13 protein-coding genes are annotated in these 14,754 nt (G+C 49.2%); 10 read left to right on the top strand and 3 right to left on the bottom strand.

What is annotated here, in order from left to right; all coding sequences use genetic code 11:
* The first annotated feature begins 30 nt into the window (after positions 1–30).
* The 3 genes from pap (at position 31) to Q0612_RS09930 (ending at position 4,341) form a co-directional block, all read left to right on the top strand.
* On the top strand, positions 31–1,506 hold the full coding sequence (gene pap / locus Q0612_RS09920; RefSeq protein WP_298884155.1) for a polyphosphate:AMP phosphotransferase: 1,476 nt from the start codon (positions 31–33) through the stop codon (positions 1,504–1,506).
* 75 nt (positions 1,507–1,581) lie between these two features.
* Positions 1,582–3,297 carry a radical SAM protein gene (locus tag Q0612_RS09925; RefSeq protein WP_298884158.1) on the top strand — a complete coding sequence of 572 codons (1,716 nt, stop codon included), beginning with the start codon at positions 1,582–1,584 and terminating at the stop codon, positions 3,295–3,297.
* Between the two features lie 231 nt (positions 3,298–3,528).
* Complete coding sequence (locus Q0612_RS09930) at positions 3,529–4,341, top strand: SH3 domain-containing protein (protein WP_298884162.1); 813 nt, start codon at positions 3,529–3,531, stop codon at positions 4,339–4,341.
* A 70-nt stretch (positions 4,342–4,411) separates the two neighbouring features.
* Here the strand turns inward: Q0612_RS09930 and rpsT are convergent, their stop codons facing one another.
* Positions 4,412–4,675, bottom strand: a complete 264-nt coding sequence (rpsT, locus tag Q0612_RS09935; protein ID WP_293388447.1) for a 30S ribosomal protein S20 — start codon at positions 4,673–4,675, stop codon at positions 4,412–4,414.
* Positions 4,676–4,868: 193 nt separating this feature from the next.
* On the opposite strand from rpsT, the gene Q0612_RS09940 reads away from it, so the two are divergent.
* The 6 genes from Q0612_RS09940 to glmM all read left to right on the top strand — a co-directional run bounded on the left by Q0612_RS09940 (position 4,869) and on the right by glmM (position 12,245).
* Positions 4,869–5,243, top strand: coding sequence for a MerR family transcriptional regulator (locus Q0612_RS09940; protein WP_298884166.1), 375 nt, complete (start codon positions 4,869–4,871; stop codon positions 5,241–5,243).
* 155 nt (positions 5,244–5,398) lie between these two features.
* Positions 5,399–7,198, top strand: a complete 1,800-nt coding sequence (lepA, locus tag Q0612_RS09945) for a translation elongation factor 4 (protein WP_298884169.1) — start codon at positions 5,399–5,401, stop codon at positions 7,196–7,198.
* 48 nt (positions 7,199–7,246) lie between these two features.
* Positions 7,247–8,086 (top strand): diadenylate cyclase CdaA, encoded by an 840-nt coding sequence (gene cdaA, locus Q0612_RS09950; RefSeq protein ID WP_293811114.1) that lies wholly within the window; start codon positions 7,247–7,249, stop codon positions 8,084–8,086.
* Complete coding sequence (locus tag Q0612_RS09955) at positions 8,083–9,015, top strand: YbbR-like domain-containing protein (protein WP_298884176.1); 933 nt, start codon at positions 8,083–8,085, stop codon at positions 9,013–9,015. Before cdaA ends, Q0612_RS09955 begins: the two co-directional genes overlap by 4 nt.
* A gap of 6 nt (positions 9,016–9,021) precedes the next feature.
* A complete protein-coding gene (locus Q0612_RS09960; RefSeq protein ID WP_298884179.1) occupies positions 9,022–10,626 on the top strand; it encodes an NAD(P)/FAD-dependent oxidoreductase in 1,605 nt (534 codons plus the stop codon).
* A 278-nt stretch (positions 10,627–10,904) separates the two neighbouring features.
* Positions 10,905–12,245 (top strand): phosphoglucosamine mutase, encoded by a 1,341-nt coding sequence (gene glmM / locus Q0612_RS09965; RefSeq protein WP_298884182.1) that lies wholly within the window; start codon positions 10,905–10,907, stop codon positions 12,243–12,245.
* Positions 12,246–12,712: 467 nt separating this feature from the next.
* Here the strand turns inward: glmM and Q0612_RS09970 are convergent, their stop codons facing one another.
* Both Q0612_RS09970 and Q0612_RS09975 read right to left on the bottom strand, forming a co-directional pair.
* A complete protein-coding gene (locus Q0612_RS09970) occupies positions 12,713–12,853 on the bottom strand; it encodes a hypothetical protein (RefSeq protein ID WP_021720876.1) in 141 nt (46 codons plus the stop codon).
* 29 nt (positions 12,854–12,882) lie between these two features.
* The gene (locus tag Q0612_RS09975) at positions 12,883–13,593 is read right to left on the bottom strand and encodes an EcsC family protein (RefSeq protein WP_298884187.1); all 711 of its coding nucleotides are present in this window, start codon (positions 13,591–13,593) and stop codon (positions 12,883–12,885) included.
* 222 nt (positions 13,594–13,815) lie between these two features.
* On the opposite strand from Q0612_RS09975, the gene Q0612_RS09980 reads away from it, so the two are divergent.
* On the top strand, positions 13,816–14,346 hold the full coding sequence (locus Q0612_RS09980) for a hypothetical protein (RefSeq protein WP_298884190.1): 531 nt from the start codon (positions 13,816–13,818) through the stop codon (positions 14,344–14,346).
* Positions 14,347–14,754 lie beyond the last annotated feature (408 nt).

Raw genomic sequence — 14,754 nt, forward strand, 5'->3', positions numbered from 1 at the left:
TTCTCGCAAACAGTAAGGAGATGTTGCAGAATGCTGGAAAAGCTGGATTTGAGTAAAAAAGTGTCTAAGGAAGATTATAACAAGCAGATGGATGTGCTGGGTGAACGCCTGGGAAAGGCGCAGCGCCTGGCCCGCGACGCCAAAAGACCGATTATCATCGTGTTTGAGGGCTGGCGTGGTGCGCGCCGCAGTGCGCTGATTAACGAGATGATGCAGCAGATGGATGCCCGCGGCTTTAATGTTTATTCCAGCGTGCGCTTGCGCGGTGTTCTGCAGGAGCAGCCGTTTTTCGGCGCCTTCTGGAAGCGTTTGCCGGCGTTGGGACATATTGCAGTTTATCACCGCAGCTGGTATTATCTGAAAAACGCCAACGAGCTGGCAGATAAAGAGGATAACACCAAGTATCCTGCTGTTTCTTTTGAGCATATCAACAACTTTGAAAAAATGCTCACGGACGATAATTATCTTGTGCTCAAATTTTTCCTGCATCTGTCACCGGAGCAGCAAAAGAAAAATATTGCCAAGAATGCCAAAACACTGGGCAAGGCGTGGCGTGACCTGAATCCTGCGATTGATGAAAGCGAAGATTACGATAAATTTTTGCCGCATTACGAAAAAATGCTGGAGGCCACCGATACGGTAAACGCTCCCTGGCACCTGATTGCCGACGATGATCCGCGCAGCGCGCGTCTGGAGGTATTCGGCACGATTGCCGATGCTATCGAAAAGGCCGTACAGATGCCTGTTGAGCCTGCCTCTGATAAGCGCACTGCGGCCACCTACGATGTGCTGAGCAAGATTGACGCCAATAAAGAGCTTACTAAAGAAGAATATAAGGAAAAGCTCGATAAGTACCAGAAAAAGCTGACACAGCTGCAGATTGAAATGTTCAAGGCGCAGATTCCGGTAGTTATCGGCTTTGAGGGCTGGGACGCTGCCGGCAAGGGCGGCGCTATCCGCAGACTGACGGCGGCACTGGACCCGCTGGGCTTCCATGTGCATCCGATTGCGGCGCCGAACGTGGTTGAAAAGCAGTTCCATTATCAGTGGCGCTTCTGGACCAGACTGCCGCAGCCAGGCACTATAGCAATTTTTGACCGCACCTGGTACGGACGTGTCATGGTAGAGCGCATCGAAGGCTTTGCCAAACCGCAGGAATGGCAGCGTGCCTACGATGAAATCAAGGACATGGAGGCACAGTGGAGCGAGCACGGTATCGCCATCGCCAAATTCTGGCTGCAGATTGACAAGGATGAGCAGCTGCGACGCTTTAATGACCGTCAGAATGACCCCAACAAGCAGTGGAAAATTACGGACGAGGACTGGCGTAACCGTGATAAATGGGATGCTTACGAAGCGGCAGTCAACGAAATGCTGGTGCGCACCGATACCTCGTATGCACCGTGGACTGTGGTCGAGGGCAACAATAAATATTATGCCCGCTTAAAGGTTTTGAAAACAGTTATCGACTTGTTTGAATGTAAGCTGGCAGAAAAAAATCAGTAAAATACAGGAGGATATCAGCGTAATTTTGCGCTGATATTTTCTTAATACATTATAGATACTCGGAGAGGAAATGCTTTGTCCTGGATAATCAAAAACTACATTAAAGAAACAAGAGAAAATGAAACCGGCGCGCAGGTGTATCCGCCGGGCTTACGCCATCCGGTAGCCTTTATTTACCCCAATGTCTACCATCTGGGCATGTCGAACCTGGGAATGCACATTCTGTATCAGATGATTAACGAGCGCGGCGACAGTGCCTGCGAGCGCTTCTTTTTGCCGGATAAACGATTGCAGCAGGAGCATATCAAAAGCAAAACACCGCTGCTGAGCTTGGAAAACCAGCGTCCGCTGGCAGATTTTGACGTTATCTTCGTCATGCTGTCCTTTGAAATGGACTATGATAATCTGCTGACGGTGCTGGATTTGGGCAATATCCGCCTGCGGGCGGCGGAGCGCAATCAGCGCGAGCCTTTGGTGATTATCGGCGGTCCCTGTGCCACCTTTAATCCCGAGCCTTTGGCTGCCGTGGCTGACGCCTTTGTTATCGGCGAGGGCGAGGAAACAGTGCAGCACGTTCTGGATACCATCTACCGCGAGGAAAGCAAGCAAGAGCGTTTGGCGGCGCTGGCGCAGGTGCCGGGCGTTTATGTTCCCAGCCTGTATACGGCGCAGTACGATGACGAGGGCGAGTTTACCGCCCTTCTGCCGCAGGAAGGTGCGCCGGCGAAGGTAGCGCGCCAGTGGGCGCGTGATATCGACGCTTATCCGCACACCTCTGCTATCGTTACGAGCGGAACGGAATTTGAGGATATGTTTATCGTCGAGGTGGCGCGTGGCTGCGGCCGTCACTGCCGCTTCTGCATGGCAGGCTACTGCTTCCGCAAGCCGCGTCCACGTAAGCTGGAAAATATTTTGGCAGATATCGCTAAGCGTCCCGAGCGCACGAAAAAGGTGGGCCTGATGGGCGCTGCCGTTTCCGACCATCCGCAGATGGCGGAGCTGACGGAATACTTGGTGGAGCATAAGATACCGTTTTCCGTGGCCAGCATGCGCGCAGATATGCTCACGGAGCAGATTGCGCATGCACTGGCGCAGAGCGGACAGCGCACGATGACCGTAGCACCGGAGGCAGGCAGCGAGCGGATGCGCGCTGCGATTAACAAGGGCATTACGGAGGAGCACGTTTATAATTCTATCGAGCTGGCTGCTGCTGCCGGTATGCGCAACATCAAGCTGTATTATATGATCGGTCTGCCGGGAGAAGAGGACGAGGATATCGTTGAAACGGTGGAGATGATTAAACGCGTGCGTGCCAAGATGGATGCGGTGGGCAACAAGGGCGAGCTGGTTATTTCGGTCAACGGCTTTGTGCCCAAGCCCTTTACGCCGTACCAGTGGGCACCGCTGTGCAATGTGCGCACGCTGAAGAAGCGCTTTAAAATTTTGGGCGACGGCCTGAAGAAGGAAAAGCGCATTAAGCTGATAACCGAATCGCTGAAGGAAACCGTGGTGCAGTCCGTGCTGGCGCGCGGCAGCAGACGCATCGGCGAGGCGCTGCTGACGGCACATGTGGAAGGCCGCAGCCTGAAGCAGGTGCTGAAGGAGCAGGGCCTTGATGCCGAGGAGCTGGCGGAGCGCGAGCTGCAGGTGGGCCAGCCGCTGCCGTGGCAGCATCTGGACATGGGCGTGACGCAGGAGTATCTTGTGGCCGAGCTGCAGCGCAGCGAAAGCGGCAAGTTTACGCCGATGTGCTTTGACGGCTGCCGTCGCTGCGGTGTCTGCCGGGAGTAAGGCTTAGGCAGTGAAATGGCTGCTGCTGATAAAAAAATTAAGCATCCCTACACTTTTTGCAGTAAAAGTGTGGGGATGCTTTTGCTTTTTTACGCTATAATGATGCTGAGAAACACAGCTTTTGCTGCTTCGGAAGCGGTAACAACCCTTCCGTCTGCTCGCCGGTGCTCGCAGCCACCTCCCCTTACAGGGGAGATATATTTGTACCGCAATCAAGGGAGGGATATACATATGAAAAAGAATTTGTTTTTGGGCATGACCTTGGGGATGGCGCTCTTGACCAACACCGCTTTTGCTCATCTCAGCGGCGGTTATCTTTCGGATATTATTGATGAACATCCGCGCTGGCCGTTGGCAACTCAATGTATTGCTACGGATGTTAACTTAAGAACAGAGCCTAACACAAACTGTGAGGTAGTAACCATGCTGCAAAACGGCGATAAATTTTATGCAAGAAAGGTAGTGTTTATACCTAACAGTAAATATGTGTGGGTGTACGGAACTACCGAAAAAGGCTACAGAGGCTACATGTATAACCAATATATAGGTGCGTTGCCTGATGGCCAATATGCTCATTCGGATGAAGGACGTTTTCAGGCTTCGGTAGAGGCAAACTGGATTAACAATCCCGCCGGCTATGCAGCAGGCTCCGGCTATAGCATGGGCAGAGTAGAACATGCCGACGATATGAATATTGCTTATGACCTTAATAAGGTGCAGGTAGGTCCGCGAGTGTTCTACACGAGAGCCTTTGACGGAAAAACCTATCAGGTAGTGATTAACAAGGCTCCCGGCGAGATGGCAGGCTATGCAGTCGGACAGCATTTTGATCAGAAAGAGCGGAATAATTTTTACGATATGATGCGGAGAATCGGCTGGCACGAGTCTGCTGTTGATATTGAGGAGCCGACAAACAGTATCGTGTGGGAAAAATCTGTGCTTGATGCGGATGGCTTTGACAGACCTGCCAAGCAGCTGATTATCACGCTGAATGATAAAGACGTGATTGAGAGCTTTACTTACATCAATTATGATCTTGATTAGCCTGCCTGCAAAAAATTATCCCTGAAATGCAAAAAACCTGCTCTTTTCAGAGCAGGTCAGCTTGTAAGAATTAAGCCATAGCGTTGATTCTCTTTGCAAGTCTGGATTTTTTGCGAGCTGCAGCATTCTTATGGATAATGCCTTTGCGAGCTGCTTTATCGAGCAAACCGGAAGCAGTAGCCATAGTAGCTTGAGCGTCTTCTTTAGCGCCGGTTTTAGCCAGAGCCTCTACTTTGCGGGAAGCATTGCGGAGAGCTGCTTTAATCGGAGCGTTTTTAGCACGACGTTCTGCGTCGGTCTTTACACTGCGGATGGAAGATTTAATGTTCGGCAACGAATTTCACCTCCTGAATTTTCTTGTACTGCATTATTCTACCACGAATGCGAGCATTATGCAAGAGAAAATCACAAATATGCCTGCCTGTTCCTGTAAAAAAATATTTTGCGGACGCTTGACCTGAAGCTGACTCCAAATGCTAAAATAATAACAGGAAGTATGAAAGCAATTCTGGCAGGAGGTTAGCGAGATGAAAATAAACGAAGTAAGCAAAATGTATGACATTACAGCAGATACGTTGCGTTATTACGAGCGTATCGGCCTGATTCCGACTGTGAACCGCAACGAAAGCGGTATTCGCGACTACACCGAGACAGACTGTAACTGGGTAAATTTTGCCAAATGCATGCGTGCAGCAGGCATTTCTGTTGAAAGCCTGATTGAATATGTGGCACTGTTTCAGCAGGGCGACAAAACGCGGGCAGCACGCAAGGAGATTTTAATTGAGGAGCGGGCGAAGCTGCTGGAGCGCATGGCGCAGATGCAGGAAACGCTTGATAAGCTGAATTATAAAATCGATAATTATTACAAGTGCGTTGAATTTGAGGACACCAAACTAAAATAAAATGCACTACGCAGAGAGATAGCTTGGAGCTGTCTCTCTTTTTAGTTTACAGGCTTTGCCGTATAATGGTATAATAATTAGTACTAATAAAACAGGCTCAAGCCAAAAACGGCCTGAAATAATACATTTTAATGAAGGAGCAGGAAGAGTATTTTATGATTGAACAAAATCACATTCGTAACTTTTCTATTATCGCCCATATAGATCATGGCAAGTCTACCCTGGCGGACAGATTGATTGAATATACAGGAACGCTGAGCAAGCGTGAGATGGAGGAGCAGATTCTCGATTCCATGGATTTGGAGCGTGAACGCGGTATCACCATTAAGGCGCAGGCTGTGCGCAGCATTTACAAGGCTCGCAACGGCGAGGAGTATATGCTGAACTTTATCGACACCCCGGGCCACGTAGACTTTACCTACGAGGTTTCGCGTGCATTGGCAGCGTGCGAGGGCGCACTGCTGGTTATTGACGCTACTCAGGGCATTGAAGCGCAGACGCTGGCTAACGTGTATCTGGCGCTGGATAACGATCTGGAGATTATCCCGGTCATCAACAAGATTGATTTGCCGAGTGCTGATCCGGAGCATGTTAAAAAAGAAATTGAAGACGTTATCGGTATTGATGCGTCCGACGCAGTTTTGTGCAGTGCCAAGACGGGCATTGGCATCGAGGACGTGCTGGAAGCAATTGTAGCGCGCGTACCGGCGCCGCAAGGCGCCGCAGAAGCGCCGCTGAAGGCCTTGGTGTTTGACTCCAAATTTGACGCTTACAAGGGCGTAGTTTTATATGTGCGCATTATGCAGGGACGTCTGCGCAAGGGCATGAAGATTCGCATGATGGCAACCGGTGCGGAATTTGATGTTACCGAGGTCGGTTACTTCAAACCGGGCATTGTCAATGTTGATGAGCTGGAGGAGGGCCAGGTAGGCTTCTTTGCTGCCAGCATCAAAAATGTTAAGGATGCACGCGTAGGCGATACCGTAACCGATGCCGATAATCCTGCCGAAAAAGCGTTGCCCGGTTACCGCAAGGCTACACCGATGGTATACTGCGGTTTGTATCCGGTAGAGAATTCCGATTACGATAACCTGCGTGATGCTTTGGAAAAGCTGCAGCTGAACGATGCTTCTCTGGTATTTGAGCCGGAGACATCTACCGCGCTGGGCTTTGGCTTCCGCTGCGGCTTTTTGGGCCTGCTGCATATGGACGTTATCAAGGAGCGCCTGGAGCGTGAATATAATCTGAGCCTGATTACTACCGCACCGAACGTTATTTATGAGGTGTTCCGCACCAACGGTGACGTTGAAATGGTAGATAACCCGTCCCTTTTCCCGGACCCGACCGTTATCGACCATGTTGAGGAGCCTTTCGTTAATGCAACCATCATTGTGCCGAAGGATTATGTAGGCGCTGTTATGGAGCTGAGCCAGGAAAAACGCGGTGAATACGATAACATGACCTATCTTGATGATACCCGCGTAATGATTCACTACGCATTACCGCTGAGTGAGATTATCTTTGACTATTTTGACCGTCTGAAATCCGCTACCCGCGGTTATGCTTCCCTGGACTACGAGCTGTCCGGCTATCGCTATTCTGATTTGGTGAAGGTAGATATCCTGCTGAACGGCGAGCCTGTCGATGCGCTTTCCGCGATTGTGCATAAGGAATTTGCTACCGTCCGCGGCCGTCAGCTGGTTGAAAAGCTGCGCAGCCTGATTCCGCGTCAAATGTTTGAAATTCCGGTACAGGCAGCAATCGGCAACAAGGTTATTGCCCGCGAAAACGTCCGCGCTATGCGTAAGGACGTACTGGCGAAATGCTACGGCGGCGATATCAGCCGTAAGCGTAAGCTGCTGGAAAAACAGAAGGAAGGTAAAAAGCGCATGAAGCAGGTTGGCAGTGTGGAGCTGCCACAGGAGGCATTCATGGCGATTCTGAAAATGGACTAAGGCTTAGCGCTTAGTCGATAGTGTCTGATAGATAGGAGCAATGCAATTATGATGATACAACTGCAAGGCTTGCTTTCGACAATCACATTTTTGGATGTTATAGATATTGTCGTCGTTGCCTATTTTCTTTACCGTTTGTTCCTGATGCTGAAAAACACCCGTGCCGCAACATTGGGCAAGGGCCTCATGGTGCTGATAGGCTTCACGCTTATCTGCCGTTGGCTGAATCTGCATGTTATCAGCTGGCTGCTGGAAAAGAGCATGACGGTGATTATGGTCGCCCTGCCTGTTGTCTTTCAGCCGGAGCTGCGCCGTGCTTTGGAGCAAATCGGCCGCGGCAAGCTGTTCCACAAGGGCAGCGAGCTGGACGAGCAGGAGCTGGAGGAAATGCTGGATTCCGTTGCTCATGCCACTAAGGTGATGAGCAAAAACAAGGTAGGTGCGCTGATGGTTTTTGAGCGCGCTACCGGTCTGGCAGAGCGCATTGAAACCGGTGTGCCGATTGACGGTCTGGTGAGCTCGGGACTGCTGCAGAACATTTTTGTTAAGGATACACCGCTGCATGACGGTGCTGTTATTATCCGCGGCAACCGCGTTGTTGCTGCCTGCTGCCTGCTGCCGCTGACGGAAAACCGTAATCTGAGCCAGGAGCTGGGCACACGTCATCGCGCTGCTATCGGTATGTCCGAGCAGTCCGATGCGATGATTCTTGTTGTCAGCGAGGAAACCGGTACGATTTCCATTGCCCGCAACGGCGAGCTGATGCGTTACCTGACGGTGGATGATGTGAAGGAAATTTTGCGTACGGCAATTTTCCGTCCGCATGCAGCAGTTAAGAATTCTTTGGTTGATAAAATCAAGAGCTTGTGGGGCGGTGAGAAAAAATGAGATTTTTGCAAAGGCTGGCGCGTAAGGAAAACCTGTTGGCAAGGATTATCTGCCTGCTCATGGCCTGTGGACTGTGGGTATATGTAATGACTGACCAAAATCCGATTATCGAGCGTAATATCGAGGTACGTTTGCAGCAGAGAAATCTGCCGCAGAATATGATGGTCTTTAATGCTCCCGATAAAATTCTGGTAAAGGTGCGCGGTTCGCGTGCCAAGCTGAGTTCCGATAATCTGAGTGCTGAAATCAATGCTTCTATCAATTTAAAAAATATAACCGAAGGTCAGCAGAGCCTGCCGATTACGGTAACTTACTCCGGCGGCGAGATTGTATCCGTAACGCCTAAGGAGGTTTCCGTATATGTGGATACGGTAAGCGAGAAAAAGGTTCCTGTTACTACGCGTATCGTGGGAGCTGTGAACGGTGATATGACCATCGGCAACAGTATAATCACGCCGGCGGAGGTTACTCTGCGCGGTGCAACACATCGTATCGATAAGGTAAACCGCGTTGTTGCTCCGATTGATATCAGCAACCATACAGGCAGCTTCCAGACGGAAAGCGAGCTGGTTGCCGTGAGTGATGACGGTTATGATATTCCTAATATGAGAATTATCCCTGAGCGTGTAATGGTGCAGGCCAATATGGTAAGCCAGATGCATTCGCTTGATATTCCGGTTAAGCTGGTTATGAGCGGTGATTTGCCTGCCGGTATTGTTGTTACTAAGACCGAGATTGCTCCGGAGAGCATCCGTGTGACTGCGCCTCCGTCTGTGCTGAAGGAGCTGAAGGATGTTAAGACCAAGCCGGTGGATGTAAGCAAGATAAATGGCAGTACTGTTGTTGCAGCTGAGCTTGATTTGCCGGAAAAGGTAATTCCCGAAAGACGTACAGTGCAGATAAAAATATCGGTAGAAAGGCAGAATTAATTTTAGATGAAGCTGAAAATTAACAATGTGCGTATCAGCCTGCGTCAGGAGCAGACGCTGGAGCAGGCGGTGTGCCGCAAATGCGGTATACCGCGCGATGCTTTGGGCAGTGTGCGGATAGTACGCAAGGCAGTGGATGCGCGCAAGAAGAATGATATCTGCCTCAACTACCATGTGCTGGCAGATGTTGAAACCGGCGGCAGGCAGGCAAAGCGCCTGCTGGCGGACCGTGATATTACACAATATCAGGAGCAGCAGCAGCCGACGCTGAAGCTTGGCACACTGCCGCTGAGCGCACCGCCTGTGGTTATCGGCGCCGGTCCTGCGGGACTTTTGGCAGCACTGCAGCTGGCGGAGCATGGCTATAAGCCGTTGCTTTTGGAGCGCGGCAAGCCTGTGGCGCAGCGCGTGCAAGATGTGCAGCGCTTTTGGCAGACGGGAGAATTTAACCCAACGTCCAACGTACAGTTCGGCGAGGGCGGCGCAGGCACCTTTTCAGATGGCAAGCTGACTACGCGTGTGAATGATCCCATGATGGCCGAAATTTTGCAGCTTTTTGTGGCTGCAGGTGCACCGGAAAATATTTTGTACGAGCACAAGCCGCATGTTGGCACGGATAAGCTGCGTGCGATGGTGCAGGGGCTCAGCCGCCGCATTGCGGAGCTGGGCGGCAGCGTGCGTTATGATGCGCATGTTGTTGATCTGGATATCAAAAATAATGTTGTGCAGGGCGTAATCCTTGACGGCGGCGAAAGACTGGCGGCGGGAGCCGTGGTACTGGCCTGCGGTCACAGCGCGCGCGATACTTACGCTATGCTGGCGCGCAGGGGCGTTGGCATTGTAGCGAAGCCCTTTGCTATCGGCGTGCGCATCGAGCACCCGCAGGAGCTGATTGACAGGGCGCAGTACGGCAGCTTTGCCGGTCATCATCTGCTGGGCGCAGCGGATTACGCACTTGTTTACCATACGCAGGATAAAACACGCACAGCCTATTCGTTCTGCATGTGCCCGGGCGGTCAGGTGGTTGCCGCCGCTTCGGAGGCTGGTGGGGTGGTTGTCAACGGCATGAGCATGTTTAAGCGTGACAGCGGCATTGCCAACAGCGCGCTGGTAGTGAATGTGGACAGCCGGGACTTTGGTGAAGGCGCGCTGGCAGGCGTAGAATTTCAGCGCCGCTATGAGCAGCTTGCTTATGCGGCGGCAGGCAGCAGCTATTATGCGCCTGCGCAAAATCTGGACAGCTTTTTGAAGCGCAGCACGCCGTCCCTGGAGTGCATGGTGCAGCCAAGTTATCGTCCGGGACTGACGGCCTGCAGCTTAGATAAGGTGCTGCCTGCTTACGTTACGGATACTCTGCGCGAGGGCATTACGAGCTTCGGACGCAAGCTGGCGGGTTACGCCGACGGAGGCACGCTGCTGACGGGTGTGGAAACACGCACCTCGGCGCCGGTTCGCATCGAGCGCGACAGACAGAGCTATGTATCGCTGACGCATGATTTGCTTTACCCCTGCGGCGAAGGCGCAGGTTATGCCGGCGGTATTATGAGCGCTGCACTTGACGGCTATCATGTGGCGCGCGCGATTATGGAAAGATTCGCGCCGATGAAGTAATTTAGGTTGGAGAGTAATACAGAGCATTAGGCTCCCCTTGGGGGGACAAGGTGAATTGCCCGTAGGGCAAGAGAGGGCGCCCTGGGGCGGCTGGCGCCCGTAGGGCGACTGAGAGGGGATTTTGCAGTATGCATAGCATTATGTTATGTATCACCCCTCTCCGTCATCGCTATGCGATGACACCTCTCCCCAAGGAGAGGCTTTCGTTTTGCTTTTTTAGCTCAACAATTCCCAACTCACATATAAACGCATTAACATTAGGGAGGTTATTACAAAAAATGGCAAGATTATTTGGTACTGATGGTGTTCGCGGTGTAGCGAACGTAGAGCTTACTCCGGAGCTGGCCTTTAAGCTGGGCTACGCTGCTGCAAAATACTTTGGCCGCGAGGTTTCCTGCCCGAAAATTATTATCGGCAGAGATACACGCCGCAGCGGACAAATGTTGGAAAGTGCTTTGGCAGCAGGTATCTGCAGCGCTGGCGGCAATGCACATCTTCTGGGCGTTATGCCTACTCCGGCAGTTTCCTTTCTGACCAGTGAGGTTAAGGCTAACGCCGGTGTAGTAATTTCTGCTTCTCACAATCCGTTTGAAGACAACGGCATCAAATTCTTCTCTCAGACAGGTTACAAGCTGCCTGACGCAGTAGAGGACGAAATTGCAGCTATCGTTGCTGCACCGATTGATTACACTCAGGCAGTAAGCGGCAGCAGCGTCGGACAGATTATTCATGAAAAGGATTTGTCTGCACTGTATATTAAGCACATTTTGAGCACCGCTTATGCTAAGCTGAACGGTCTGAAGATTGTTATGGACTGCTCCAACGGTGCCAACAGCGAAATCGCACCGGTTATCCTGCGCAGCCTGGGTGCTGAGGTTGTAGCAATTTTCAACGAGCCTAACGGTATCAATATCAACAACGGCTGCGGCTCCACTCATCTGGAGGCTTTGCAGAAGAAGGTTGTCGAGGTTGGCGCTAATGTAGGTATCGCCAATGATGGCGATGCCGACCGCTGCCTGGTAGTTGACGAAAACGGCGAGGCTATGGACGGCGACCAGATTATGTTGATTTGCGCTCTGGAGCTGATGAAACGCAACAAGCTGCATGACAATATGCTGGTAACCACTGTTATGAGTAACGTCGGCCTGCATCAGGCTATGAAGGCTCATGGCGGCAAGACTGTCAAAACCGCTGTAGGTGACCGCTATGTACTGGAAGAAATGCTCAAGCACAATTATTCTATCGGCGGCGAGCAATCCGGTCATATCATTTTCTCCGAATTCGCTAAAACCGGCGACGGCATTCTGACTGCTGTACAGCTGCTGTGCGCAATGGTTCGCAACAACAAGTCTCTGTCTGAGATGAGCGGTGTGATGACTAAATTCCCACAGATTCTGCTGAACGTACGCGTGAAGAATAAAAACGGCTGGGAAGAAAAGGCTGCTATTCAGGAAGTAATCAAAAAATACCAGGAGGAGCTGGGCGAAAACGGTCAGATTCTGGTACGTGCTTCCGGAACTGAGCCTTTAATCCGCATTATGGCTGAAGGACCGAAGCAGGAGCGTCTGGAGCAGATTGCCAACGCTATTGCTGACGTTGTAACTAAGGAGCTGGCATAAGCAGGCTTCCTTGCTGAATGAAGATTAAAAGCAGACCTTTACATCATTTTCGGATGCAATGGTCTGCTTTTGTACTTTGCATATTTTCTTTTTAACGAACATATGTTAAAATATATTTGTGCTACCAGAATACGGTAGGCGGTTGCCCTCTACGGAGGGTTTGCGGCCCTCGATTTGCCGACATCTATATTTTTATAGAAATCTACAAGGAAGAGGGTGGTACTGATGAATATACTGGAAGTTCTTGCATTGCTTGGTTTTGGGCTTGGGTGCATTAAATTTGGGTATGAACTCGGTGAAAACGCAAAAAAATAACCGCCCAGCTCCTACACTAGCGGTTATTTTTAACAGTTAATTTGAAGGGCAACCGTCTATCGGTAGCACTCTTTCTATTTCTATGATAGCACAAAGTAAAGCGTTTGACAACCGTTCTGATTAAATTCACAAATCCCTCACGTCTTATACTATTACTCATCAAAACTCTTGATTACGGAATAAATTATACAGCCGACAACAATCAGCCCGATACCTGCTAATGCGAGGAATGGTGCCGCAGGGAGCAAGAAGGCCATACCACCAATCATGATTAAAATTTTGTTGTCTGGCATAAGAAGCCACCTCACAGTTCTTCACATCGTTATCTTACGTGGTTTTCTCTCAAAGTTTTATGCAAGCGTTCTGCCCCTTTACCGAAGCAGTAATAGCTAAATCCTGCACTAACCACTCCTCCAATCACCGGAAATACTTTAGTAGTAGTTTTACTCAAAGCATCTTTTGTCACTTTAATGCCCACTTGTTTGCAAACTTGTTGTAGCAAGGGATACCAAGCAGTTTTTGTCAAAGCCGCTCTCAAAATATCTTTCCCTACCTTGCCGCCAAGCGACTTAGATATTTCAGCAATAACTTTATTTGCACCACTGACTCCATACATTACACCAATGAACAACAAAATTATTTTTTGAGTTTTTTCGTCTATACTTCCTTCAATAGAAAAAATTTCCGGATAGCCATAAATATAGGCTAATTTCTGAGATATTCTCAGGACATGAGCCAGATACTGTGCCAAATCAGCCGGGATTCCTACTAAACCGCCACAACCAGTAGCAAAGGACAAAGCAGAAACTTTCATCTGCTCGTAATCAATGCAATCTCTTGCAATTTCATGCAAAACACTTTCATTTACTCCAGCTCTAATAGGACTAGTCTGCACAATTCGTGTTACCATTTCACTATCAAATCTGCTAGAAAAATTATTTCGAAGAAATTCTTCTCTCTCAATCTTTACGCCAGGAAACTCTACTGCCACTGCCAATACTTCGTTAAAATCAAAAGGAACTATATTACTCATTTAAACTCCTCCATTCCGTCTATAAATCTATTAAGAAGATAAAGCTTTACTTCACTATACCTCTGTACCTCCGTCAAGCAAATGTCTTTTTTATCTTCACGAAATGTACAGTTACTTTTTAACACTGTTATTTTTTCTCACTTTATCTTTCCTTGCTTATATGTTACACTATAAGCAGCACTTTTCGGTTTCTTTGCAAGAAACTTTTTGGAGGTCCGCACTATGACGAACGACAAACGCGTAATAGAGAATTTAAGAGAAAACTATCAGGAAATAATGTCCAACTATGTCATTATAGCCTATGCTACGTCTCGTCATGGTTCAGTCAGCGTCGGCAAGGTATGCACGCCGCCCCTGTCGTCATTAAGCAATATTAAAAACATCGTCAAGAGCTTTTCTAACACTTCCTGCGACATTTATCCTTCCATCATCAAATACTGCGAAGAAAAAGATATCGCAGAAAACGAACTCTATAAAAAAGCGCACGTCTCTAAAACTGTTTTTTCCAAAATCCGCAGCATGAATGATACCGGCTACAAGCCTAGCAAAAGTACGATTCTCTGCTTATGCCTGGCTTTGGAACTAAATAACAAAGAGACAGAAGAAATGCTCAACATCGCAGGCTACTCTTTATCTGGCGACATCATCGCCGACAAAATTGTCAGCTACTGCATAAGTAAGCGATATTACGACGTTTATGACATCGAAAATCTTATTCTGGAAAAAACAGGTGGAGCATATTTGTACTACTGATAAAACAAGTATACAACAACAGCTATCAAAAAAAGAGAACGCCCAACTACTACCAAACGGTAATAGTTGGGCGTTTGTACGCTATGTGCTCTGTTTTTTGAGCAGAGAAACTTTCACAGCTTGTTCGTTGTATGTGTTCGCTTTTTGTGCTAAAATATTTTTATGGTGCTTCCATAACGGTAGGCGGTTGTCCCTCTGGCAGCAAGATTTTGTATTACTGCAAATCTAATGGCAAGAGGGGGTGAGACCAATGATGACTTTAGATAATCTTATCTCTGTTCTCGGCTTATGTCTGACTTCAGTAGCTCTAGGATTTGCTCTAGGTTATGCGCTAGGTCAAATTCACGTAAAAAAATAACCGCCCAGTCTGCAAAACAAGCGGTTATTTTTTATAACTAAATGTTCAAG

Source organism: uncultured Phascolarctobacterium sp. (assembly GCF_937920985.1).
Classification (GTDB): domain Bacteria; phylum Bacillota; class Negativicutes; order Acidaminococcales; family Acidaminococcaceae; genus Phascolarctobacterium_A.

Bases quoted from the DNA above. Each gene is read 5' to 3' on its own strand.
- Q0612_RS09980 (WP_298884190.1), top strand. From the start codon at position 13,816: ATGACGAACGACAAACGCGTAATAGAGAATTTAAGAGAAAACTATCAG.
- glmM (WP_298884182.1), top strand. From the start codon at position 10,905: ATGGCAAGATTATTTGGTACTGATGGTGTTCGCGGTGTAGCGAACGTA.
- lepA (WP_298884169.1), top strand. From the start codon at position 5,399: ATGATTGAACAAAATCACATTCGTAACTTTTCTATTATCGCCCATATA.
- Q0612_RS09975 (WP_298884187.1), bottom strand. From the start codon at position 13,593: ATGAGTAATATAGTTCCTTTTGATTTTAACGAAGTATTGGCAGTGGCA.
- cdaA (WP_293811114.1), top strand. From the start codon at position 7,247: ATGATGATACAACTGCAAGGCTTGCTTTCGACAATCACATTTTTGGAT.
- Q0612_RS09930 (WP_298884162.1), top strand. From the start codon at position 3,529: ATGAAAAAGAATTTGTTTTTGGGCATGACCTTGGGGATGGCGCTCTTG.
- Q0612_RS09955 (WP_298884176.1), top strand. From the start codon at position 8,083: ATGAGATTTTTGCAAAGGCTGGCGCGTAAGGAAAACCTGTTGGCAAGG.
- Q0612_RS09940 (WP_298884166.1), top strand. From the start codon at position 4,869: ATGAAAATAAACGAAGTAAGCAAAATGTATGACATTACAGCAGATACG.
- Q0612_RS09960 (WP_298884179.1), top strand. From the start codon at position 9,022: ATGAAGCTGAAAATTAACAATGTGCGTATCAGCCTGCGTCAGGAGCAG.
- pap (WP_298884155.1), top strand. From the start codon at position 31: ATGCTGGAAAAGCTGGATTTGAGTAAAAAAGTGTCTAAGGAAGATTAT.
- Q0612_RS09970 (WP_021720876.1), bottom strand. From the start codon at position 12,853: ATGCCAGACAACAAAATTTTAATCATGATTGGTGGTATGGCCTTCTTG.